Annotated in this window: 24 protein-coding genes; 12 read left to right on the top strand and 12 right to left on the bottom strand. The window is 73.2% G+C overall.

Annotated elements, in window-relative coordinates; genetic code table 11:
- Positions 1-158: 158 nt before the first annotated feature.
- The 3 genes from AC060L_RS35620 to AC060L_RS35610 all read right to left on the bottom strand — a co-directional run bounded on the left by AC060L_RS35620 (position 159) and on the right by AC060L_RS35610 (position 2,283).
- Complete coding sequence (locus AC060L_RS35620; protein ID WP_483803135.1) at positions 159-749, bottom strand: GNAT family N-acetyltransferase; 591 nt, start codon at positions 747-749, stop codon at positions 159-161.
- Positions 750-801: 52 nt separating this feature from the next.
- Positions 802-1,623: an SAM-dependent methyltransferase gene (locus tag AC060L_RS35615; protein ID WP_483803134.1), complete on the bottom strand. Its 822-nt coding sequence runs from the start codon at positions 1,621-1,623 to the stop codon at positions 802-804.
- A gap of 120 nt (positions 1,624-1,743) precedes the next feature.
- Positions 1,744-2,283: a GNAT family N-acetyltransferase gene (locus AC060L_RS35610; protein ID WP_483803133.1), complete on the bottom strand. Its 540-nt coding sequence runs from the start codon at positions 2,281-2,283 to the stop codon at positions 1,744-1,746.
- Positions 2,284-2,385: 102 nt separating this feature from the next.
- Between AC060L_RS35610 and AC060L_RS35605 the strand changes: the two genes are divergently transcribed.
- Both AC060L_RS35605 and AC060L_RS35600 read left to right on the top strand, forming a co-directional pair.
- Complete coding sequence (locus AC060L_RS35605) at positions 2,386-2,895, top strand: P-loop nucleotide/nucleoside kinase family protein (protein WP_483803132.1); 510 nt, start codon at positions 2,386-2,388, stop codon at positions 2,893-2,895.
- Between the two features lie 52 nt (positions 2,896-2,947).
- Entirely contained in the window at positions 2,948-3,742 is a 795-nt protein-coding gene (locus tag AC060L_RS35600) for a DUF6215 domain-containing protein (protein WP_483803131.1), read from the top strand.
- A 9-nt stretch (positions 3,743-3,751) separates the two neighbouring features.
- On the opposite strand, the gene AC060L_RS35595 is transcribed toward AC060L_RS35600, so the two are convergent.
- Positions 3,752-4,225, bottom strand: a complete 474-nt coding sequence (locus tag AC060L_RS35595; protein WP_483803130.1) for a hypothetical protein — start codon at positions 4,223-4,225, stop codon at positions 3,752-3,754.
- A gap of 202 nt (positions 4,226-4,427) precedes the next feature.
- Here AC060L_RS35595 and AC060L_RS35590 point away from each other — a divergent pair, with 202 nt between their 5' ends.
- Positions 4,428-4,691, top strand: a complete 264-nt coding sequence (locus AC060L_RS35590; protein ID WP_483803129.1) for a dsRBD fold-containing protein — start codon at positions 4,428-4,430, stop codon at positions 4,689-4,691.
- Positions 4,692-4,718: 27 nt separating this feature from the next.
- Here AC060L_RS35590 and AC060L_RS35585 read toward each other — a convergent pair whose 3' ends face one another.
- Positions 4,719-5,603 (bottom strand): helix-turn-helix domain-containing protein, encoded by an 885-nt coding sequence (locus AC060L_RS35585; protein WP_483803128.1) that lies wholly within the window; start codon positions 5,601-5,603, stop codon positions 4,719-4,721.
- A gap of 118 nt (positions 5,604-5,721) precedes the next feature.
- Between AC060L_RS35585 and AC060L_RS35580 the strand changes: the two genes are divergently transcribed.
- From AC060L_RS35580 to AC060L_RS35570, 3 genes are all read left to right on the top strand, one after another.
- On the top strand, positions 5,722-6,783 hold the full coding sequence (locus AC060L_RS35580) for an NAD(P)-dependent alcohol dehydrogenase (RefSeq protein WP_483803127.1): 1,062 nt from the start codon (positions 5,722-5,724) through the stop codon (positions 6,781-6,783).
- Between the two features lie 128 nt (positions 6,784-6,911).
- The gene (locus tag AC060L_RS35575) at positions 6,912-8,108 is read left to right on the top strand and encodes an aminotransferase-like domain-containing protein (RefSeq protein WP_483803126.1); all 1,197 of its coding nucleotides are present in this window, start codon (positions 6,912-6,914) and stop codon (positions 8,106-8,108) included.
- 138 nt (positions 8,109-8,246) lie between these two features.
- Positions 8,247-9,026 (top strand): VOC family protein, encoded by a 780-nt coding sequence (locus tag AC060L_RS35570; RefSeq protein WP_483803125.1) that lies wholly within the window; start codon positions 8,247-8,249, stop codon positions 9,024-9,026.
- Between the two features lie 31 nt (positions 9,027-9,057).
- Here the strand turns inward: AC060L_RS35570 and AC060L_RS35565 are convergent, their stop codons facing one another.
- From AC060L_RS35565 to AC060L_RS35545, 5 genes are all read right to left on the bottom strand, one after another.
- Positions 9,058-9,834, bottom strand: a complete 777-nt coding sequence (locus AC060L_RS35565; RefSeq protein ID WP_483803124.1) for a VOC family protein — start codon at positions 9,832-9,834, stop codon at positions 9,058-9,060.
- Positions 9,835-9,997: 163 nt separating this feature from the next.
- Complete coding sequence (locus AC060L_RS35560) at positions 9,998-10,645, bottom strand: ATP-binding cassette domain-containing protein (protein WP_483803123.1); 648 nt, start codon at positions 10,643-10,645, stop codon at positions 9,998-10,000.
- Positions 10,642-11,469: an ATP-binding cassette domain-containing protein gene (locus AC060L_RS35555; RefSeq protein WP_483803122.1), complete on the bottom strand. Its 828-nt coding sequence runs from the start codon at positions 11,467-11,469 to the stop codon at positions 10,642-10,644. The genes AC060L_RS35560 and AC060L_RS35555 overlap by 4 nt, the downstream gene beginning before the upstream one ends.
- Positions 11,466-13,289, bottom strand: a complete 1,824-nt coding sequence (locus AC060L_RS35550) for an ABC transporter permease subunit (RefSeq protein ID WP_483803121.1) — start codon at positions 13,287-13,289, stop codon at positions 11,466-11,468. The genes AC060L_RS35555 and AC060L_RS35550 overlap by 4 nt, the downstream gene beginning before the upstream one ends.
- Positions 13,289-13,852 (bottom strand): hypothetical protein, encoded by a 564-nt coding sequence (locus AC060L_RS35545; protein WP_483803120.1) that lies wholly within the window; start codon positions 13,850-13,852, stop codon positions 13,289-13,291. Before AC060L_RS35545 ends, AC060L_RS35550 begins: the two co-directional genes overlap by 1 nt.
- 173 nt (positions 13,853-14,025) lie before the next feature.
- Between AC060L_RS35545 and AC060L_RS35540 the strand changes: the two genes are divergently transcribed.
- Positions 14,026-14,742 (top strand): MTB12 C-terminal domain-containing protein, encoded by a 717-nt coding sequence (locus AC060L_RS35540; protein WP_483803119.1) that lies wholly within the window; start codon positions 14,026-14,028, stop codon positions 14,740-14,742.
- A complete protein-coding gene (locus AC060L_RS35535) occupies positions 14,733-16,097 on the top strand; it encodes an ABC transporter substrate-binding protein (protein WP_483803118.1) in 1,365 nt (454 codons plus the stop codon). Before AC060L_RS35540 ends, AC060L_RS35535 begins: the two co-directional genes overlap by 10 nt.
- Positions 16,098-16,150: 53 nt before the next feature.
- On the opposite strand, the gene AC060L_RS35530 is transcribed toward AC060L_RS35535, so the two are convergent.
- Positions 16,151-16,924, bottom strand: coding sequence for a ferritin-like domain-containing protein (locus AC060L_RS35530; RefSeq protein ID WP_483803117.1), 774 nt, complete (start codon positions 16,922-16,924; stop codon positions 16,151-16,153).
- A gap of 354 nt (positions 16,925-17,278) precedes the next feature.
- Here AC060L_RS35530 and AC060L_RS35525 point away from each other — a divergent pair, with 354 nt between their 5' ends.
- Genes AC060L_RS35525 through AC060L_RS35515 form a run of 3 tightly spaced genes read left to right on the top strand, consistent with a single transcriptional unit; the run spans position 17,279 to position 19,515 of the window.
- Positions 17,279-17,800, top strand: coding sequence for a MarR family winged helix-turn-helix transcriptional regulator (locus tag AC060L_RS35525; RefSeq protein ID WP_483803136.1), 522 nt, complete (start codon positions 17,279-17,281; stop codon positions 17,798-17,800).
- Complete coding sequence (locus AC060L_RS35520; protein ID WP_483803116.1) at positions 17,793-18,674, top strand: ABC transporter ATP-binding protein; 882 nt, start codon at positions 17,793-17,795, stop codon at positions 18,672-18,674. Before AC060L_RS35525 ends, AC060L_RS35520 begins: the two co-directional genes overlap by 8 nt.
- Complete coding sequence (locus AC060L_RS35515) at positions 18,634-19,515, top strand: ABC transporter permease (protein WP_483803115.1); 882 nt, start codon at positions 18,634-18,636, stop codon at positions 19,513-19,515. The genes AC060L_RS35520 and AC060L_RS35515 overlap by 41 nt, the downstream gene beginning before the upstream one ends.
- A gap of 197 nt (positions 19,516-19,712) precedes the next feature.
- Here AC060L_RS35515 and AC060L_RS35510 read toward each other — a convergent pair whose 3' ends face one another.
- On the bottom strand, positions 19,713-20,417 hold the full coding sequence (locus AC060L_RS35510) for an NADPH-dependent F420 reductase (protein ID WP_483803114.1): 705 nt from the start codon (positions 20,415-20,417) through the stop codon (positions 19,713-19,715).
- A 150-nt stretch (positions 20,418-20,567) separates the two neighbouring features.
- On the opposite strand from AC060L_RS35510, the gene AC060L_RS35505 reads away from it, so the two are divergent.
- A complete protein-coding gene (locus AC060L_RS35505) occupies positions 20,568-20,846 on the top strand; it encodes a DUF4873 domain-containing protein (protein WP_483803113.1) in 279 nt (92 codons plus the stop codon).
- The last annotated feature ends 358 nt before the right edge of the window (positions 20,847-21,204 follow it).

The following is a 21,204-nucleotide window of genomic DNA, read 5'->3' as shown; positions in this document are numbered from 1 at the left end:
ACCCCCTTCTGCTCGGCGACGCCATGCACGCACTCTCGCCGCACCGGGCACAGGCCCAAGTACGTCCAGTACGAGGGCCTGCGCCCGGCACGCCGAGAGCACGCACCTGACGCCGCCAAGCCGCCCTGCGGGCGACGAAGGGGGTCTGACGACAGGCCCTAGGGCCTGTCGGCGCGCGCCGCGCGGTAGACGTCCCGGTGCAGCTCGGTGACCTGCACGGCGTTGCCGTGGCTCGGCACGTGGGTGTGCCGCTCGACCGTCATGCCCAGCTTGGCCATCACGTGCGCCGAGGCCTGGTTCTGCAGCCGGCAGACGCTCACGAGCCGCTCCAGCCCCAGCTCCTCGAAGCCGAAGTCCAGCACCTCCCGCGCCGCCTCGGTCGCGTACCCCTTGCCCCAGTGGGCCTGAGCCAGCCGCCAGCCGATCTCCACCGCCGGCATGATCTCCGGCAGGAAGGTCGGCGCGGCCAGCCCGACCCAGCCCGCCAACTCGCCGCTCTCACGCACCTCGACCGCGAACAGCCCGTAGCCGTCCTGCTGCCACCGCGCACGCAGCCTGGCCAACGTCTGCGGCGCCTGCTCGGGGTCCATCGGGCGGCCGTCCCCGACGTAGCGCATCACCATCGGGTCCGCGTACATCGCGGCCAGCGCGTCGAGATCGCCGTCCCGCCACTGGCGCAACAGCAGGCGTTCCGTGCTGCGTTCGGGCCCGCTCCGGTCGCCGATTATCTCACCGTTGATCGTCAACATACGGCCGAGCGTAGCGCGGGCAGCCGCGACGCCGAGGCGTCCGCGTAGCCCGTCACGGTTTGCGGGCCAGTGCGCAGGAGATCAGCTGCTCCCACACCGTCAGATCCGTTCTGGCGAGGCCGTCGTCGCCACCGTCGCCCGGAGCGGGGTCCGGCCGCCACAGCGAGCAGTAGACCAGTCCTGGTTCGAGGATTTCGAGGTCGCCGAAGAGGCCGGCGATCTCCTCGTCGGTGCGCCAGCGGCCGCGACCGAGACTGGCCTGCAGCTTCTCTTCCACGACCCGGGTCTCGCCGTTCTCGCCGGAGCGGAAATGGGAGATGTAGAACCGGCTGCCCGAGGGCACGCGGTCGGCCCACCAGCGCACGGGATCGGCGGGCCGCTCGGCGTCGTTGAGATGGTGCAGGACGCCGCTGAAGATGATGCCCACCGGCTCGTCGAAATCGATCAGCTTCTGCACGTCGGGGTCGTCGTGAATTGTCTCCGGTTCGCGCAGGTCGGCCTGGATGACCGTGGTGAGCTCGTCACCGGCCAACAACGCCCGGCTACGGGCAACCGCAGTCGGGTCGTTGTCGACGTAGGCGACGCGCGCTCCGGCATTGTGCCGCCGGGCGACCTGGTGCACGTTGTCGGCGGTGGGCAACCCGCTGCCCATGTCGACGAACTGGACGATGCCGTCGTCGGCCATGGCACCCACGGCACGGATCAGGGCCTGGCGGTTGGCCAAGGCGATCCCCGGCGAGCCGGGCAGATCCCTGATGAAAATGTCACCGATCTCGCGGTCGGCGGCGTAGTTTTCCTGACCGCCGAGCAGATAGTCATAAATGCGGGCGATACTCGGCTTCGACTGATCATCCGCTGTGATGCGATCGGTCATCGTGACCAAGCTCCTGCCGCCCGGACTATTGAGGACTCAATCGTAGAGGAACCATCCCGGCCATGGGATTCCACCAACGGGTGATGTCGCGTCAACTCCCGGAAAGCGTGCGGCCAAAACTCAGGCCGACGGCGTGACCGGGGGTCGCAGACCGAGCCACTGCTCGGCATCCCAGGCGTGGTACCGCTCCACCTCGGTGAACCCCAGCTTTGCCGCGAGGCGCATCGAGCCGACGTTGGCAGTCTGGGTGGCGAGCACCACCGGCTCACCGGGAACCGCACCGTCGAGCCAGGCGAGCGCCGCCGCGCACGCCTCGGCGGCGTACCCGTGGCCCCACGCCTGCGGCAGGAACAGGTAACCGAGATCGGGCTTTCCCACAGCAGCCGGGCGATGCTGCTCCGATGCCCTCCTGAGCAGGATCTGGCCGATCATCACCCCATCGAGTTCGACCACGAAACTCCCCGCCCACTGCTCGGGCACCTCGGGCATCTCACGCTCAAGCTCGTCACGCGCCCGGGGGCCACCGAGGTAGGTGTGCACCTCCGGCGAGGCGAGCAACTCGATGAACGCCGCCCGGTCCCGAGCCTCGGATTCACGGAGTACGAGCCGCTCGGTCTTTATCGGCTCGGGCGGCCAAGTCACGTGTTCTAGATTTGCCATTCGTGCACGCTAGCAGGTGGTCGAATGGCGTGGCCGGTTTCCGCGCGTGCGGTGACGGTAACTGCTTTGACCCCGAAGGCTGTTGCACATAGGTTCGTGATCATGTCTGATACCCCGGATCGGGAAGTGAGCACGGTGGTGCTGATGTGTGGTCTCCCGGGAGCGGGCAAGACCACCTACGCGATGGACCTGGTGCGACGCGGGTACGCGCGGCTGTCGATCGACGAAGTGGTCTGGCGGCGACTCGGGGAGCGCGACGCCGGCCTGGTGCTGGCGGAGGAGGCGTTCGACCGGCTCAAGGAGGACGTCCGCCGGGAGCAGCGGCGGGAGTTGGTCGAGCTGATGCTGGCCGGGCGTGACGTGGTGGTGGACTACAGCTTCTGGAGCCGTGCCGCCCGCGAGGACTACAAGGCGCTGATCGAGAGCCACGGTTGCCGTTGGGAGCTGGTCCACCTCAAGGCCGACCGGACGACGCTGGAACGTCGCCTTGCGATCCGCAACGGCGAGGAAGGCGCCAACTCCGTCACCGTGGATGAGGAGTTGTTCATCCGCTACGCGGCCAACTTCGAGGAGCCGGTTGGCGAGGGCGAGCAGGTCTTCATCCAGCTCTAGAGGGCCGTGATAACCCTGCGCATTCGAACGGATCGTCGGCTACTGTTCGCCCGTGATCGATCAGCAGGGTCCGGAGCTGCCGGCAGAGCCCGCCAGCGAGCCGGGCAAGGAACAGGGCATACCCGTGGGCGCCCAGGTGGTGGCGGCCCTCGCGATGGGTGGGGTGCTGGTCGCCGGGCTGCTCCTGATGCGGCACCAGCAGCAGGTCGCGAACGAGCCCGTGCCGGCGGCGACCTGCGAGCCCGCGACGGCCGACGATTCCCCCAGGTACCCGGCGCTCTGCGCCGCGTTGAACCGGTCCGACCTGCCGGCGCTCGTCGGGGCACCCATGGACCGCGTCACGGTCGCCGGGCCCGGCCTCACGCACTGGACCAACTCGGACGGCACCAAGCAGGTCGTCCACTGCGCCGAGGCCCAGATCGGCCAGATCTCCGTGCGCCTCACGGACGACGACGACCTGGATGTGACCGATGCCGAGATCATCGGCTCCGCGGCGCACCACCGTGGGCAGGTGCGTGGCCACCTCAGTACCACGTACGAGATGAACACCATCGGCTTCAGCTTCTCGCTCGGCGGCGGCAGTTCGACCTCGCGCGAGCCGAGCGGGGTCGCGCACAACCTCGTGATCGGCAAGCATCCGGACGGGCGCGGCGGTTCCTACGAGCTCGCGATCTGGCGCCAGGACGCCGGCGCCCCGGACGAGGCGAGCCTGTACCGGATCGCCGAAGCCGTGCTGCCGACCCTGCCGGGATGGGATGCGAGCAGCGCGGCCCCGAGCGTTCCGCCCGCCACTGCCACTGCCGCTGCCAATGCCACTGCTTCACCGGAGGCGGGGGCAGACGAGTAGCCCTGCGCGCTATTCGGGTTGCTCCGGGGGCTCGGGGAGGCGGCCCGGCTCGGGCTGGTGGTAGTCGGGGAGGTTCTCCAGGGTGGGGAGCTGGGGCGGGCCGGGGAGGTTGCTGGAGGTCGGGAGGTAGGGGTTCTCCGGCATCTCGTACTCGGTGCCCTTGCACGGGTCGCCGAGGTGGCGCGGCGCCGTGAGGTGGCGGGCGTCGGTCAGGTGGGGTGCGTCGGTGAGGTGCGGGGTCTCGGTGAGGCGGGCGAGGTCGGGGTCGTGGCGGAGCTCGTCCGCGCCGAGGTGGCGCAGGGTGAGGTGGCGCAGGGTGAAGCCCTGTGCGCTCTGCGTGCCGGTGTCCGCTTCGCCCTCGGCCTCGTCCCGGTACTGCGGGAGCTCGGGCGGCTCCGGCAGGTCCGGGGGCTCGGGGAGCTCGCTCGGTTGCGGGAGCTCGGTCGGCTCGGGCAGTTCGGTCGGCTCGGGCAGGCTCGTCATGGTGCTGCTCCCAGGTGCGGGCGGGCGGACGCTGCTTCGATCCTCCCGGTCCGGGCCCGATCGCGACAGACCCGAGGGGCAGAAGCCCGGCGCGGCGTCAGGTACGCCGGCCGCAACCCGGCCGCCTTGCCCGCGGCCTGCCCGGGGTTCACGCTGGTGGGAGCAGGTAACCCGAGCGGGGAGCGGTGCCAGGAGGCGTGCCATGCACAACCAGTGGGATGTAGAGCTCAGTTTCGAGGAAGACGGCGTGCACACCGCGTGCGAGGCACGGCTGTCCGGCTCCCGGGCTCCCGGGCTGGCGGGGCACGGTGAGGCGTTGCGCAGCAGGGACGACCGGCCGCTGGCCAGGATCGGCGAGGAGGTCGCCGCCTGGCGGGCGCTCGAGGACCTGTCGCACAAGCTGCGGTCGCAGGCCGCCGGCGAGATCGACGACGAGGGGCACCGGCCGGCCTACCTGGTGTACTGACCGTGTAGGAGAGGACGGGGTTCGGCCTCAGCCGTACTGGCGGCCGGGGAGATTCGGCGAGGACGGCTCCGCCGGCGACTCCAGGCTCCAACTGGCCAGCAGCCGCAGCGACTCGGCGGAGGCGGTGCCCGGCTCGGCGTGGTAGGTGATCAGCGTCTGGTCCTGCTCGGAGAGCGTTGCGAAGGTCTCGTACCGCAGCGTCAGCGGTCCCACCACCGGGTGGTGCAGCCGCTTGCTGCCGTGGCCCTTGTCCAGCACGTCGTGCGCGGCCCACAGCCGCCGGAAGTCCGCGCTCTTGACCGAGAGTTCGCCGACCAGTGAGGTCAGCCGGGGGTCGTCCGGGTAGCGCCCGGCCTCCATCCGCAGGCAGGCCACCACGTCCGTCGCCTTGACGTCCCAGTCCACGTAGAGCTCGCGGGCGGCGGGGTCGAGGAAGACCTGCCAGGCCATGTTGCGTTGTTCGGCCGGCAGCGCGGCGAAGTCGCCGAGCAGCGCGCGGCCCATCCGGTTCCAGGCGATGATGTCGAGCCGCCGGCCGATCACGTACGCGGGCACCCCGTCCAGCGCGTCCAGCAGCTGCTGGAGCTCGGGGCGCACCCGCTGCGGCCGGGCGACCGTGCGTGAGCGGCGCTGCACCGGGCGGACCAGCCGGTTCAGGTGGTCGCGCTCGGCCTGGGTCAGCCGCAGCGCGTCCGCGATCGCGTCCAGCACCGCGCTCGACACGTTCTCGGCGTGCCCTTGTTCGAGCCGGGTGTAGTACGCCACGCTGACACCCGCGAGCTGGGCCAGCTCCTCCCGGCGCAGGCCGGGCACCCGGCGGCGGCCGCCGTAGTAGACGAGGCCGACGTCGTCCGGCTGCAGCCGGGCGCGGCGGGAGCGGAGGAACTCGCTCAGTTCGGTGCGCTGGTCCATGACTACGAGTATGCGGGTGTCGCCGGGAGCGAGGGTGCCACTGCCAGTGGTAGGACTGGCTGTCCTACGTTAACGGAGAGTCTGGTACCGCAGTCCGGACACGAGCAGGATCGACGACATGACGACCACGCAGCACTCGCACCGCACCGTCAGCGCCTACGCCGCCGCCGCGCCGAAGGCACCGCTGGAGAAGACCACCATCCCCCGCCGCGCGCTGGGGGAGCACGACATCCTGATCGACATCAAGTTCGCGGGTATCTGTCACTCCGACATCCACCAGGTCAACGCGGACTGGGGCGTGGGCACCTTCCCCATGGTCCCGGGCCACGAGATCGCCGGCCTGGTGGCCGAGGTCGGGTCGGGCGTCACGAAGTACGCAATCGGTGACCGGGTCGGCGTCGGCTGTTTCGTCGACTCCTGCCGGGAGTGCGACAACTGCAAGGCGGGCCTGGAGCAGTACTGCACCGGCGGCGGCGTCGGCACGTACAACAGCCACGGCAAGGACGGCGAGCCGACCTACGGCGGCTACTCGACCCACCTCGTGGTGGACGAGCACTTCGCGCTGCGGATCCCCGAGTCGCTGCCGCTGGACGGCGCCGCCCCGCTGCTCTGCGCCGGCATCACGCTCTACTCGCCGCTGGTGCACTGGAAGTCCGGACCGGGCAAGAAGGTCGCCGTGATCGGCCTGGGCGGCCTCGGTCACATGGGCGTCCAGATCGCGCACGCCCAGGGCGCCGAGGTCACCGTGCTCAGCCAGTCGCTGCGCAAGCGCGAGGACGGCCTGCGGCTCGGCGCGGACCACTACTTCGCGACCTCCGACCCGGCCACCTTCGAGCAGCTGGCCGGCACCTTCGACCTGATCCTCAACACGGTCTCGGCCGACCTGGACCTCAACGCCTACCTGAGCCTGCTGCGCACCGACGGCACGCTGGTGCAGATCGGCGCGCCGGAGGAGCCGATGGCGGTCGCGCCGTTCGCGCTGATCGGCGGCCGCAAGTCGCTGGCCGGCTCGATGATCGGCGGCATCCCGGAGACCCAGGAGATGCTCGACTTCTGCGCGGAGCACGGCATCGCCTCGGAGATCGAGGTGATCAGCGCCGAGCAGATCAACGAGGCGTACGAGCGGGTGCTGGCCAGCGACGTCCGCTACCGCTTCGTGATCGACGTCGCGACGATCTGACGTAGGCGACGATCTGACGTACGGCTGCCGGTGACCTGCTGCTGACGGGCGGCCAACTGTCCGAAGCCCCTGACCACATGATGGTCAGGGGCTTCGTCGCACGATCGGATCGTCCTACGCTGCGAGGTGTGACCAGCCGCGCCGATACCCCAGCCCTCGCCACCCGTGCCGCCTCGGTCGGCGCCTCCGCCGTCCGCGAGATCCTCGCGCTGACCGCCCGGCCCGAGGTGATCTCGTTCGCCGGTGGCCTGCCCGCCCCCGAGCTCTTCGACGCCGAGGCGCTGCGCGCCGCCTACGACCGGGTGCTCGCCGAGGAGCCGCAGCGGGCGCTCCAGTACTCCACCACCGAGGGCGACCCCCGGCTGCGCGAGGCGATCGCCGCCCGGCTCACCGGCCGGGGCCTGCCGACCGGGCCGGACGAGCTGCTGATCACCGGCGGCTCCCAGCAGGGCCTGAGCCTGGTCACCACCGTGCTGCTGGAGCCCGGTGACACCGTGCTGGTCGAGGACCCGACCTACCTGGCCGCGCTCCAGTCCTTCGGCTTCGCCGAGGCCCGGGTGCTGCCCGTGCCCGGCGACGGGCACGGCCCCGACCCGGTCGCGCTGGCCGAGCTCGTCGAGCGCGAGCGGCCCAAGCTGCTCTACCTGGTGCCGAACTTCAACAACCCGACAGGGCGCACGCTGCCCGCCGCGCGGCGCCGGCAGATCGCCGAGGTCGCCGAGCGGTGCGGCCTGTGGATCGTCGAGGACGACCCGTACGGCGAGCTGCGCTTCGACGGTGAGCACGAGCCGTGGATCGCCTCGACGCCGGCCGCCGCCGACCGCACGGTGCTGCTCGGCAGCTTCTCCAAGATCATGGCGCCCGGCCTGCGGCTCGGCTGGCTGCGCGGGCCCGCCGAACTGCGCCGCGCCTGCGTGGTCGCCAAGCAGGCCGCCGACCTGCACAGCTCGACCGTCGACCAGGCCGCCGCCGCCCGCTACCTCGCCGACCACGACCTCGACGCGCACCTGCGGCGGATCACCACCGCCTACCGGGCCCGCCGGGACGCGCTGCTCGACGGCCTCGCGGGTGCGCTGCCGCCCGGCAGCCGGTGGAGCCGGCCGGACGGCGGGATGTTCGTCTGGGCGCGGCTGCCCGACGGCTGGGACGCGACCGCACTGCTGCGCCGGGCGGTCGCCCAGGACGTCGCGTACGTGCCGGGGGCGCCGTTCTACGCCGGACCGGCGGACCGGGCGACGCTGCGGATGTCGTTCACCACGCACACGCCCACCGAGATCGGGGAGGGCCTGCGCCGGCTGGCGAAGGCGGTGGCGGAGGGCGTGTGAGGGTGCCTGGCGGCGCGTGGTGAGTCTGGACGGACTGCCCTAAACGGGTGATCCGCGTTGCCCGCCATCCGGATCCGACCGACCCTGGCCACGGGGTCGTGTCCGCGCCCCCGTCCTCCGCCCATCCAGGGGGCAGGCATGTCCAAGATCACCGCATACCGCGAAGGCGTCCCGTGCTGGAGCGAGCTGCCGGCCGCCGACCCGCAGAAGGCGATGACCTTCTACGGCGGGCTGTTCGGCTGGCACTTCACCGACACGGGTGACGAAGGCGGCCACTACCAGCTGGCCACCCTGCACGGCGTCCGGGTGGCGGGCATCGCGCCCGTCCAGCCCGGCGGGCCGCTCGACCTGCCGGGTCCGCGCCGCTGGCTGACCTACCTGGCCGCCGACGACGTCGACCGGGTGGCCACCCGGATCCGCGAGGCCGGCGGCCGGATCGCCATCGACCCCGTCGACGTCTCCGACCAGGGCCGGATGGCGGTGGGCGTCGACCCGACCGGGGCCTCGTTCGGCCTCTGGCAGGGCAAGGCGCACGGCGGCTCCGGCCTGGCGAACGAACCGGGTGCGTTCACCTGGAACGAGAACCTCTCCACCGACCCGAGCACCGCCCGCACCTTCTACCAGCGCGTCTTCGATTACGCGTACGACGACATCCCCGGCATGGACTACACCGTCTTCAAGGTCGCGGGCGCGATGGCCGGCGGCATCGGCGCGCAGCCGGCGATGATCCCGCCCGGTACCCCGTCGTTCTGGACCACCTACTTCTCGACCACCGACACCGACATGAGCGCCGCCAAGGTGGTGGACCTCGGCGGCGAGATCATGGTCCCGCCGCAGGACACCCCGTACGGCCGGATGTCCGTGCTGCGGGACGACTCGGGCGCCTCGTTCTGCCTGATCAGCGCCCCCAAGGGCTGATCAAGGGCTGATCAGGCCGCGCTGCGCCCGATCAGCCGTTCTGCGGGCCGGCCGTGAGCACCGCGAACTGCGCGCCGGACGGGTCGGCCAGCACGCTGAACCGGCCGACACCCGGGATGTCCTGCGCGGCCGTCAGCACCGAGCCGCCGTTCGCGGTGGCCGCGGCGACCGCGGCGTCCGTGTCGGCCACGGCGATGTAGGGCAGCCACCCGCGGATCTCGCCGTCCTGCGCGGCGATGCCGCCGAACTGCGCCGCGTCCTGGTCCTCGCCGTCGGCCGTGGAGAGCACCGTGTAGTCGACGCCGGGGATGTCGCTGCCGGCCGTCCGCCAGTCGAAGAGCGAACGGTAGAACGCGGTCGCGGCGGCCGGGTCCGGGGTGTGCAGCTCGGCCCAGCAGAAGGTGTTCAGGGTGCCGACCTCGTCCAGCCCCCGGGTTTCGCCGGGCTGCCAGATCGCGAAGCCGGCGCCGGTCGGGTCGGTGAGCTGGGCCAGCCGGCCGGCCGTCATGACGTCCATCGCCGGCACCCGGACCGTGCCGCCGGCCTGCTCGGCGGTCTTCGTGAGCGCCTCGGCGTCCGGCGTCTGGAAGTAGACGGTCCAGGCCGACCGGGCGCCCTGATCCAGCCCGCCGATCGCCGCCACGATCCGCCCGGACCGCTGGAACATGCCGTACCCACCGGCGTCCGGCCCGGCCGAGACGAACTCCCAGTCGAAGACGGCGCGGTAGAACGCCGCGGAGCCGGGGATGTCGGCGCTGCCCAGGTCGATCCAGCAGGGCGAACCGTTGGTGAAGTCGGTGGTGACCATGATCGTGCTCCTTCGGCGAAACAGATTCAGATCTGACTGGCGATCAGTGCGCGGGCATGGCTGATAGGCGCCGCACACCACCAGGGGCGAGGGCGTCGGTGTTCCCGCGATTCACAGAGTGGCACCCGCCACTGACAATCCATCGGGCTGACGAGCAGTCAGCTCACCGGCGCAGCTCGCCCGCCTCGCCGAGCCAGACCACCCGGCCGCGCTCCAGCACGTGCACGACGGCGTCGTCGCCCGCCCAGCGGGGGAGCGTGCGGGCGGTCAGCACGACCGCGCGGCCCTCGCCCGCCCGCCGGCCGAGCAGCTCGCGCAGCCGGCCGGCGACGGTGGGGGCGAGGCCGCGCTCGGGCTCGTCGAGCAGCAGGACGGCCGGATCGGCGAGCAGCGCCCGGGCCAGCGCGACCAGTTGCTGCTGGCCGCCGGAGAGCGCGGTCGAGCGGCGGGTGAGCAGCGGCGTCAGCTCGGGGAAATCGGCGGCGACGCGCTCGGGCGGGCCGGCCAGCGAGAGCGTCTCGGCCACCGTGAGCGTCCGGAAGACCGCGGGCCGGGCCGGGACCAGCACGAGCCCGAGCGCGGCCCGGCGGTGCGCGGCGAGCGCGGTGACGTCCCGCCCGGCCAGCCGGACGGTACCGGCACTCGGACGGGCCAGACCGGCCAGCGTCTCCAGCACGGTGGAGCGGCCGGAGCCGTTGCGGCCGACCAGGAAGGTGATCCGCCCGGCCGGGCAGTGCACGTCCACCCCGTGCAGCCGCTCCACCAGCCCGTACCGCACCCGGACGGCGCGCAGTTCGGCGGCCGCGCTCACCAGAGCCGCCGGACCCGCGGATCGGCCAGCACCGGATCGATCGGGCCCGCCGCGACGACCCGGCCCGCGTCCAGCACGTACGCGAGCTCGGCCAGCCGGCCGACCAGGCCCAGATCGTGCTCCACCAGCAGCACGCCGGTGCCCTCGCGCGCCACCAGCGCGAGCACCTGGGCCACCCGGGCGACCTGGCCGGCGTCCAGGCCGACCGAGACCTCGTCCACCAGCAGCACCCGTGGCCCGCCCGCCAGCGCGCGGGCCAGCTCGACCAGGCGCAGCACGCCGAGCGGCAGGCCGCCGGCCGGCCGATCGGCCAGCCGGGTCAGCCCGAGCAGCCGCAGCGCGCCGGCGACCCGGGCCCGCGCAGCGATGTTCGTGCTGCCGGCGCCCGCGCCGCCGGTGGCCCGGCTGGGATCCAGCTGCTCGGCGCCGACCAGGACGTTCTGCGCGACGGTGAGCTCGGGGAAGGCCGCGACCTGCTGGAACGTGCGGGCCAGTCCGAGCCGGGCCCGCCGGTGGCAGGGCGCGCGGGTGATGTCCCGGCCGTCGAGCAGGATCCGGCCGCCGTCCGGGCGGGCCAGACCGCCGAGGCAGTCCAGCAGCACGCTCTTGCCGGCGCCGTTCGGGCCGACCAGCGCGGTGACCCGCCCCGACCGGACGGCGAGATCGACGCCGTCGACGACGGCGACCCCGCCGAGCCGACGCAGCACCCCGCGCGCGACGAGCCGAGCCGCGTCACCGCCTGCCGCGCCGCCATGGGCCGCGCCGCCGCCTGCCGCGCCGCCGTGGTCGGTGAACGCCTCGCCGTGCGCCGTCGGCCCGTTCACGGCCCCGCCGCCCGGCGCGCCAGGCCGGCCAGCCCGCCCGGCAGCCGGCCGACCGCCGCGGCCAGCGCCCCGACCACCACCGCTGAGACCCCGGGCACCGCGGCCGCGTCGAGCCCGACCAGCACGAAAGCCGCGAGCACCGCCCCCACCGCGCTGTCCACGCCCGCCACCACCACGGCCGCGAACCAGAGCAGCCCCTGCACCGGATCGAAGAGCGCCGCGTCGAACGCCTCGCCGCCGAGAGCCAGCAGCACCCCGCCGGCCCCCGCCAGCCCGGCGCCGAGCGCGAAGACGAGCAGCTTCACCCGCGGCACCGCCACCCCGGCCGCCCAGGCCCCCGCCTCGTGGTCGCGGATCGCCACCAGCGCCCGGCCCAGCCGCCCCCGGCGCACCGCCGCGACGAGCAGCGCGCCCGCGCCGAGCACCGCCAACTCGGCCGCGTAGAAGGCATGGTCGCCACGGAGGAAGGCCGGCCGGGTGACGGTCAGGCCGGCCGTCGCGTACGGCTGCTCGAAGACGAACCGGCTGAGCCCGACGGCGAGCGCGAAGGTCGCCAGCGCGAGCACCAGGCCGCGCCGGTGCACCACCGGCCAGCCGATCAGCAGGCCGGCCGCCGCCAGCCCGATCACCGTCACCAGCAGCGCGGCGCCGACCGGCACCCGCCCGGAGGCGAGCAGCGCCGCGCCCAGCGCGCCGAGCCCGGCGAAGCCGCCCTGCCCGAGCGAGACCATCCCGCCGCCACCGGTCACCAGCACCACCGAGAGCAGGATCAGCGCCAGCCCGGGCGCGGCCAGCACGGCCCGCACCCCGCCGCCGCGCAGCGCGAGCGGGGTGATCAGCAGCACCGCGCAGCAGAGCGCCGGCCAGGGCGCCGCGCCGCCGCGCCCGGCCACCGGCAAGCCGCCGCCGCCGACCAGGCCCTCCTCGGCCGGGCCCCACGGCACCAGCGCGGCGATCAGCAGCGCGACCACGAAGAGGTTGGACTGCACGGCCTGCACCAGCGGCCCGAGCGTGCCGGGCGGGCGCAGCCAGGCGAGTTCGGCCTGGCCGATGCCCAGCGCCAGCCCGGTGCCGATCGCGATAGGCAGGCTGAGCAGCCGGGCGGCGACGGCCACCGCGAGCGTCTCCATCACCAGCAGCGGCAGCCCGTACGGGTCGAGCAGCACGAACGGTGCCAGCAGCACGCCGACCAGGCCCGCCGTGAACGAGCCGAACGCCCAGCCGGCGGCCGAAACCCCGGCGGCGTTGACCCCGGCCAGCTCGGCGAGCGGCGGGTCGGCGGAGACCGCCCGGGCCCGCACGCCGAACCTGGTCCAGCGGCCGACCGCCCAGACCGCGCCGGCCACCACCAGCACCGCGCCGAGCTGGGCGACGGTGTCCAGCCGCAGCACGTGCCCGCCGGGCAGGCCGATGGTGCGGACGGGCACCAGCGAGGGCACGTCGGCGAGCGGTTGGGTGCCCCAGATCGCGGCGACGGCGCCGATCAGCAGCACCAGCACGCCGACGCAGGCCACCACCACCTCGCCGACGGCCGCGTCGCGGCGGCGCAGCGGACCGAAGACGGCGGCGTCGAGCAGCACGCCGAGCCCGGGCGCGACGACGAGCAGGCAGAGCACCGTGCCGAGGCCGAGCGGCCAGCCGCGCACGACGACCAGCTCGCGCAGCAGGTAGGCGATGAAGACGGCGATGCCGCCCTGCGCGAGGTTGAGCACGCCGGTGAGCCGGTAGCAGACCACCAGCCCGACGCCGCTGAGCGCGGCCGCGCTGCCGACGGCCACGCCCGCCAGCGCGAAGTCGATCGCGAGCCCGGGATCGGCCATCAGGCCGCGCCGCCGGAGCCGCCGGAGCCGTGGGTGTTGCCGGTGTCGGGCGGGGGAGCGGGCGGGGGAGTCGGGCGGTCCGGCGGCAGGACGTCCGGTTCGCAGACCGGGCACGGCGCCAGGCCCCGGCTGCGGATCGCCGCGCCATCGACCGGGACGGCCTGCGCCTTGCCCGCCACGAGCGGGCAGTCCGGGCGGTGGCAGAGCGTGCCGCCCGGCACGGCGACCAGGCCGCCGCCGAGCGCGGCCGGCCCGTCCAGCGCTTCGGATGACGTCCAGTCGCTCTCGGCGGCCTGCGCCTGCGCCGCGTGTGCCTGCGCGGCCGCCGGCGCCGGTGCGGCCGCCGAGAGCCGGACCGCCGCCCACACCACACCGGCCACGATCAGCGCTGCCCCCGGCGCGGTCGCCGACGCGAGGTACGGGATCTGCCGGGCGGTGAAACGCTCGCCCGAGACGGCGTACCAGCCGAGCACGCAGAGCGCCGCGCCGATCAGCGCGAGCAGCCAGCCGAGCGGCGCGCCGGCGAGCAGTCGGGCGATGGTCCGGCGCCCGGAGCTGTCCATCTCGGCGTCCTCCGTCCTGTCCCGCTGGCCCGGCCGCCGTGCTCCTGTTGCGCGCGGTCCGTTGATCAGCCTTGATTAGTGTCACCTGCGTCACACCCGGTCGCAGCGCGAAAAGCGGTCGCCGCCGAGCGGGAGGGCGGGGGTTCGGCCGCGTAACCAGGCGGTGAGATCCCATGCGCACCATGCCGAACGACCGGCCGTCCGGGCCGGTGGCGACCCCTGTCCGCTCGACTGTCCGCTCGACCGGCCACCCCGGCCACCCGTCCCGGTACCGGACGCTGCTGCGGACGGCCGCGGCGGTGAGCGCCGTGCTGCTGCTGGCGGTGTCCTGCTCCAGCAGCAAGAAGAGCAGTTCGAGCTCCACGCCCTCGGCCTCGGCGGTGACCTCGATCTCGGTCAGCGCGTCGGCGTCCGGCTCAGCCTCCGTGTCCATCTCCGGGTCGGCTTCCGAGTCGGCCTCGGTCTCGGCGTCCGCATCCGGATCGGCGTCCGCCTCGCCGTCACCGACTGGCAGCGCGCCGGCCGACGTGGCCGCCGCGACCACGCAGGTCACGCAGAACTGGGAGAGCTTCTTCTCGCCGTCCACCCCGGTCAGCGCGAAGGCCGCGTTGCTGCAGAACGGCGCCCAGCTCCAGCAACTGCTGCAGAGCTTCGCCGCCGACCCGCGGGTCGGCCAGGTCAGCGCGCAGGTGACGAACGTCCAGTTCACCTCGGCGAGTTCGGCGACCGTGACGTACAACCTGACGCTGCAGGGCCAGGTCGTTCAGCCGAACGCGACCGGGCAGGCGGTGCTCGACAACGGCACCTGGAAGGTCTCGCAGGCGACGCTCTGCGGCCTGGTCGCGCTCGCCGCCTCCGGTGGCAGCACCGCGCTGCCCGGATGCGCCTGAGCTCGTCGCGCCGCACGAGCGGGGTGGCCGCCGCCGTGGTGGCCGCTCTGCTCGTGCTGTCCGGCTGCGGCACCCGGCTGCCGGAGCGCGACTTCACCGGCGCCCAGCCGGGTGCTCCGGCCGGCAACCAGGGCGGCAATCCGGCGAGCGACACCGGGGTGACGCCGTCCCAGATCAAGATCGGCATCATCACCTCGGTCACCAGCCCGCTCGGCACCGAGGTGCTGACCGGCCCGCGGTACGGTGCGCTGACGTTCTTCCAGGCGCTGAACGCCGCCGGCGGTCTGCACGGGCGCACCGTGCAGGTGGTGACCTGTGACGACGGCGGCAGCGGCTTCGGCAACCAGCAATGCGTGCACAAGCTGATCGACCAGGACCAGGTCTTCGCCTTCGTCTCCGGCAGCGTGCTCGACTACGCGGGCGCCGGGTACGTCAGCGGCAAGGCCGTGCCGGACGTCGGCGGGCAGCCGATCGGCACCGCGTACGACCGCTGGCCGCACCTGTACGGGATCTACGGCAGCAACGCGCCGCGCGACGGCCGTTCGGTCGGCTGGGACGGCACGCTCTACCTCTCCACCGAGGTCTACCGGTTCTTCAGGGAGCGCCTGGGCGCGGGCCGGGCGGCCGTGGTCGCCTACAACCAGGCGGAGTCGCTGAGTTACGCGCACCAGATCGAGGAGGGGCTGGCGGCGGAGGGCTTCCACGTGCTGACCCAGACCGTGGACCTGGCGCTGCCGGCCTTCCAGGCGGTCGCGACCGCGCTCGCCGCGGACGGCACCCAGGTGCTCTTCGACGCGATGGACACCCGCGGCAACACCGCGCTCTGCCAGGCGCTGGACACGGCCGGCGTCAAGCTCGCCGCGAAGGTGACCAACGTGCAGAACTGGACCCAGACGGTCGGCCGGGACTACGCCTCGGCGCCCGGCTGCCGCGGCGTGCTGTGGGCCACCTCGTCCAGCCGCAACTACGCGGACACCCAGTACCCGGCCGTCCGGCAGTTCCGGGACGCGATGGCCCGCTACTACCCGGACCGCGCGCCACTGATGTCGGCATGGGAGCTGGAGGGCTGGGCGGGGGCCCAGTGGCTGACCGACGCGATGGACTCGTGCGGCGGTGCGCTGACCCGGGTCTGCGTGGAGCGGTTCATGAACCGCGCGCAGCCGTACGACGCGCACGGGCTGCTGATCCCCGCCGACTTCACACCGCAGCCGCGGCCGAGCGGCCTCACCCACGCCTGCCTGGACGCCGCCCGCTGGCAGGACGTCACGGCGGGTGGCGGACCGGGGTGGGTGACCCAGGTGCCGAACATGGACACCAACTGCTTCGACGTACCGCAACTGCCGTACCAGCCCTGAGTGGTACGGCAGTTGCGTGGACGGCTGTGGTCCGGACGGCGGGTGCCCGGCGGTCAGCTGTACGTGGTGGCCGGGCCGCCTAGCGCGTCGAGCCGCTGCGGCATCCGCAGCGTGGTCATCCGCCGCCAGCCGCCGAACCGCTCGTAGCCGTAGACCGCGTGGATCCCGGCGGTGAGCGCTGCCGACTTGGCGCGCGGCCAGTGCAGCAGCTCGGCCAGGTGCGCCATCACCGCCGCGCTGACGTCACGGTAGGTGCGGATCTCGGCGTGCGCGGTCTCCTGCAGGGTGTGCAGGATCAGCCGCCCGTGGCCGCGCCGGGCCAGGCGCAGCAACTCCTCGTGGCAGTAGGCCAGATGGTTGTCCTCGTCGGCCGAGATCATCCGCACCGCACGGCCGATCTCCGGGTGGTCGCCGAACACCTTGCGCAGCAGGCGCATCTGCTCGCTGGCGCGCTGCTCGGTGACCCGGCTGTGCGCGAGGTAGGTGATCACGTCCTGCTCGGTCAGCGGCTCCTCGCGGCGCAGCCGGGCGTGGGCGAGGCCGATGCCCTGGTGCTCCAGCAGCATCGTGTAGTCGGTGTCGTCGGGCACCTCGGTCGGGGACAGGCCGCGCTTGTGCAGGAGTGCCTTGAAGATCCGGCCGTGCTTGTCCTCGTCAGCGCCGTGCCGGGCGATCTTCGGGGCGAGCTCCTGGTCCTCGACCAGCAGGGCGATCCGGCCGTTCTCCCAGCCGCCCTGGTCCTCGCCCTTGGCGGCGATGGAGCAGAACAGCCGGTAGGCCTCGTCGTGGTCGTGGATCTCGTGGAACAGGCTGCGGGCTGAGAGCATCCGGGGCATCCCTCGCGCGGGCCGCCCGGCTGCCGGGCGGAATCGGAGTCGAATCACCGATCAGTTCACGCAGGTCCGGGCCCGGCGGCAACCGCTGGACCGCGCCCCTGCGCCGAGTGGGGGAAACGGGGGCCGGCCGGCCGCTCCCATCGCCCCGGGTCGGCCGGCTCTGGACAGATACCTCTCAATGAGAGCTAAAATTGTCCTATGGCCAGTCCGATAATCGACCCAGAGTCCCCACCAGGGCTCCCGCCGGAGTTCCCGCCGGCGCTTGCGGCAGGGCGTGCAGCAGAAGTTGCGGCAGAAGTTGAGGCAGAGCGTGCGGCCGCGCATCCGGCCGAGCTCACCGACGAGCTGTCCACGCTGCTCGCCGGCATCCAGCGCCTGGTGCGCCGCCGGCTGCGCCGGGAGCTCACCGTGCCGCGGCTGCGTGGCGCCCAGGTGGAGCTGCTGCGCCTGGTCGCGGCCAGCCCCGGCCTGCGCGTCTCGGCCGCCGCGAAGGAGCTCTGCCTGGCCGGCAACTCGGTCTCCACGCTGGTCAACCAGCTCGTCGCGGCCGGCCTGCTGCGCCGCGAGGTGGACCCGGCCGACCGGCGGGCGGCGCTGCTGCACGTGACCGAGGAGGCGGCCGAACGGCTGGACGCCTGGACCGCCAAGCGCAAGGCGCTGGTCGGCGAGCTGGTCGGCGCGCTGCCGGCCGGCGACCAGGCCGCGCTGGCCGCCGCACTGCCCGCGCTGCGCCGCCTCGCGTCGGGGCTGCAGGGGACGGGCCCACAGGACGCGGGGCTGCAGGAGGCGGGGCTGTCCGCGGCGGGCGAGTTCGGTGCGATGGACGGGCTCGGCATGGACGACGAGGAGGGGATGGCTGATGACTGACAGCACTACCGCGGGGCCGCCGATACCGGCCGAGGCCGTGATCTGTCGCGGCCTGGAGTACTCGTTCGGCCGGGCGAAGCGCGGCGCGGAGCCGACCAGGGCGGTCGACGGTGTCGACCTGGAGGTGCACACCGGCGAGGTCTTCGGCCTGCTCGGTCCGAACGGCGCGGGCAAGACGACCACGATCCGTGCCATCACCACGCTGCTGCCGGTCCCCTCCGGCATGGTCACCGTCTTCGGCAACGACACCGCCCGTCGCAAGATGGAGGTCCGCCGGATGCTCGGCTACGTGCCGCAGCAGCTCTCCGCCGAGGCCGGGCTGACCGGCCGGGAGAACGTGGCGCTGTTCGCCCGGGTCTTCGACGTGCCGGGCGGCGAGCGCGCCGAGCGGGTCGCCCAGGCGATCGAGGCGGTCGACCTGACGCCGGTGGCCGACCGGATGGTCGGCACCTACTCCGGCGGCATGGTGCGGCGGCTGGAGCTGGCCCAGGCGCTGGTCAGCGCGCCCCGGCTGCTGGTGCTGGACGAGCCGACCATCGGCCTGGACCCGATCGCCCGCACCAGCGTCTGGGAGTGCATCGACGCTGTCCGGGCGGCCACCGGGATGACCGTCCTGGTCACCACCCACTACATGGACGAGGCCGACCAGTACTGCGACCGGGTGGGCCTGATGGACCGTGGCCGGATCCGCGCGCTGGGCACGCCCGAGGAGCTCAAGGCGCAGATGCGCGAGCAGGACCCGACGTTCGAACACCCCACCCTGGACGACGTGTTCCGCCATTTCGCCGGGCGTGACCTCGGCCGTGGCCAGGCAACCGAAGGAGGCTTCAGCGATGTCCGTCGTACCCGCCGCACCGCAACCCGCGTCGGCTGAGGTGCCGGCCGACGCGCCGACGGCCTCCGCCCGTCCGGACCTCGGGCTGCTGCTCATCCCGCCGCGGGCCAGGACCGGCTGGCGGCTGGTGCCGGCCCGGGTGCTGGCGATGTGCACCGTCGAGCTGCAGAAGCTGCGCCACGACCGCACCGAGCTCTACACCCGCGCGATCCAGCCGGCGCTCTGGCTGCTGATCTTCGGCGAGACCTTCAACCGGCTGCACGCGATCCCGACCGGCGGGATCCCGTACCTGGACTACCTCGCCCCCGGGATCATCGCGCAGTCCGCGATGTTCATCGCGATCTTCTACGGCATCATGATCATCTGGGAGCGCGACTCCGGGGTGCTCACCAAGCTGCTGGTCACCCCGACCCCGCGGGCCGCGCTGGTCACCGGCAAGGCCTTCGCGGCCGGGGTGAAGGCGGTGATCCAGGCCGTCGTCGTGGTCGTGATCGCGGCGCTGCTCGGCGTCGGGATGACGTGGAACCCGCTGCGCCTGCTGGGCGTCGCGGTGGTGGTGCTGCTCGGGTCGGCGTTCTTCTCGTGCCTGTCGATGACCATCGCCGGCATCGTGCTCACCCGCGACCGCCTGATGGGCATCGGCCAGGCCATCACGATGCCGCTCTTCTTCGGCTCCAGCGCGCTCTACCCGCTCGCCCTGATGCCGGGCTGGCTCCAGGCGATCAGCAAGGCGAACCCGCTGAGCTACCAGGTGGACGCCCTGCGCGGCCTGCTGATCGGCACCCACGCCCACCTGGCCTCCGACTTCGCGGTGCTGACCCTGGCCACGGTCCTCGGGATCACGGCGGCCTCGGCCCTGCTGGGCCGGCTGGCGAAGTAGCCGCGAAGCAGCTGCGAAGCGGCCGCGAGGCAATCTGCGAAACCCCACGACGACCTGGGCCGACCGAGCAGTGGGCCCAGGCTGCCGCCCCGGGCGGCCCGCCGGAACTCCCGGCCGGCCACCCGGGCGTCGGGCGTTCGGGGACCGGCCGGTCAGGCCCGGCGCTGGGCATCGGCACTGGGCATCGGCACTGGGCGTCAGCGCTTGGCGGCGGCGAGGGCCTCGCGGATCTCGGCGGCGCCGGCCGGGTGGCCCGGGTCCTCGTACATGTGGGAGTTCTTGTCCTTCTGGTACGGCTGACCGAAGGCGGCCGTCCCGGGCTCGAAGCGCCAGCCCTCGGCGAGCGGACCGGCATCGACCGCGTCGAAGCCGATCGCGTCGAGGAAGACGGTGGCCTGCTGCCGGGCCGCGGCGTCGTCACCCGCGATCGGCAGCGCGGTGCGGTCGGGGGCGCCGGACGGGCGGGCCAGGGCGAGCAGGTGCTTGTAGTAGATCGTGTTGAAGACCTTCACCACATGGGCACCGGCCAGGTGCTGCTGGAGCAGCTCGCTGCTGGTGTGGCCGTCCGCCTCGACGACGCGGCCGTCGGCGTCGACGAGCGGCAGCTCACCGTCCCGCTGGGGGTAGTAGTTGTTGGTGTCGAGCACGACCTTGCCGACCAGCGGCGCGACCGGGATCTTCAGGTAGTTCTTCATCGGGACCGTCACCACGACCCAGTCGCCCGCCGCGGCCGCCTCCGCGGGCGTGGCGGCCCGGGCGCCCGGGCCGAGCTCCGCGACCAGCTCCGCGAGCGTCTCCGGCCCGCGCGAGTTGCTCAGCACCACGTCCAGCCCCGCGGCGAGGGCGAGCCGGGCGAGGGTGCTGCCGATGAGTCCACTGCCGATGAGTCCAAGAGTAGCCATGGCCGGGTCAGCGTCCGGCGGCGCTCCGCTATTCCTGATGGGCCGTCATATCACTCGGATGGATCAGTAGTAGGACGACAGGCCCCAATGACACCGCCCGTCGGGCCCGTCCGATGTGCGGGGGCCCGCGGCAGCACCGAGACTGGCGGGGTGAGCGAGAACGTGTACCGGGGCTGGGCGACGCTGATCGACCACGGCTTCGAGATCGTGGTCCACGCCGACCTGGCCGTCCGACCGGAGCCGGACGGCAGCCCGGGCTGGGGCGGGCACCTGCAGGCCGACCGGGACGAGGACTTCGAACTGATCGCCGGAGCCGGCGAGGCACGCCTGCGGCTGCCGGACGGCGGCGAGGCCGACGTCGTCGCGATCGAGAGCGAGGTCGGCCGCGGCGGCCTGCGGATCGCGGGCCGCGCGGCGCCACCGTTCTGATCCGGAGCCGGGCACCGGCGCTTGGGCCTGTCGTCGAACCCCCTTCGTCGCCCGCAGGGCGGCTTGGCGGCGTCAGGTGCGTGCTCTCGGCGTGCCGGGCGCAGGCCCTCGTACTGGACGTACTTTGGCCTGTGCCCGGTGCGGCGAGAGTGCGTGCATGGCGTCGCCGAGCAGAAGGGGGTTCGACGACAGGCCCAAACGGCCACCCGACGCAGTACGGCCCACCCGCGCCCGCCGGTGGGCCCGGCCCGCGCGCGCGGGTAAGGATGCCCAGGATCTCCTCCTCCTAGCCGAGGTAGCTGCTGTAGCCGAGCTTTCTCCTGTACCGGTCCGGAGAACCCGCGGGGTTCCGAAGGGA

The sequence above is a fragment of the Kitasatospora sp. NEAU-69 genome (assembly GCF_057158765.1).
This window is presented reverse-complemented; position numbering and strand designations above follow the sequence as displayed.

Bases quoted from the DNA above. Each gene is read 5' to 3' on its own strand.
- AC060L_RS35565 (WP_483803124.1), bottom strand. From the start codon at position 9,834: ATGGTCACCACCGACTTCACCAACGGTTCGCCCTGCTGGATCGACCTG.
- AC060L_RS35610 (WP_483803133.1), bottom strand. From the start codon at position 2,283: ATGGCAAATCTAGAACACGTGACTTGGCCGCCCGAGCCGATAAAGACC.
- AC060L_RS35605 (WP_483803132.1), top strand. From the start codon at position 2,386: ATGTCTGATACCCCGGATCGGGAAGTGAGCACGGTGGTGCTGATGTGT.
- AC060L_RS35545 (WP_483803120.1), bottom strand. From the start codon at position 13,852: ATGGACAGCTCCGGGCGCCGGACCATCGCCCGACTGCTCGCCGGCGCG.
- AC060L_RS35620 (WP_483803135.1), bottom strand. From the start codon at position 749: ATGTTGACGATCAACGGTGAGATAATCGGCGACCGGAGCGGGCCCGAA.
- AC060L_RS35615 (WP_483803134.1), bottom strand. From the start codon at position 1,623: ATGACCGATCGCATCACAGCGGATGATCAGTCGAAGCCGAGTATCGCC.
- AC060L_RS35530 (WP_483803117.1), bottom strand. From the start codon at position 16,924: ATGCTCTCAGCCCGCAGCCTGTTCCACGAGATCCACGACCACGACGAG.
- AC060L_RS35540 (WP_483803119.1), top strand. From the start codon at position 14,026: ATGCGCACCATGCCGAACGACCGGCCGTCCGGGCCGGTGGCGACCCCT.
- AC060L_RS35595 (WP_483803130.1), bottom strand. From the start codon at position 4,225: ATGACGAGCCTGCCCGAGCCGACCGAACTGCCCGAGCCGACCGAGCTC.
- AC060L_RS35510 (WP_483803114.1), bottom strand. From the start codon at position 20,417: ATGGCTACTCTTGGACTCATCGGCAGTGGACTCATCGGCAGCACCCTC.
- AC060L_RS35585 (WP_483803128.1), bottom strand. From the start codon at position 5,603: ATGGACCAGCGCACCGAACTGAGCGAGTTCCTCCGCTCCCGCCGCGCC.
- AC060L_RS35590 (WP_483803129.1), top strand. From the start codon at position 4,428: ATGCACAACCAGTGGGATGTAGAGCTCAGTTTCGAGGAAGACGGCGTG.
- AC060L_RS35580 (WP_483803127.1), top strand. From the start codon at position 5,722: ATGACGACCACGCAGCACTCGCACCGCACCGTCAGCGCCTACGCCGCC.
- AC060L_RS35515 (WP_483803115.1), top strand. From the start codon at position 18,634: ATGTCCGTCGTACCCGCCGCACCGCAACCCGCGTCGGCTGAGGTGCCG.
- AC060L_RS35520 (WP_483803116.1), top strand. From the start codon at position 17,793: ATGACTGACAGCACTACCGCGGGGCCGCCGATACCGGCCGAGGCCGTG.
- AC060L_RS35550 (WP_483803121.1), bottom strand. From the start codon at position 13,289: ATGGCCGATCCCGGGCTCGCGATCGACTTCGCGCTGGCGGGCGTGGCC.
- AC060L_RS35570 (WP_483803125.1), top strand. From the start codon at position 8,247: ATGTCCAAGATCACCGCATACCGCGAAGGCGTCCCGTGCTGGAGCGAG.
- AC060L_RS35535 (WP_483803118.1), top strand. From the start codon at position 14,733: ATGCGCCTGAGCTCGTCGCGCCGCACGAGCGGGGTGGCCGCCGCCGTG.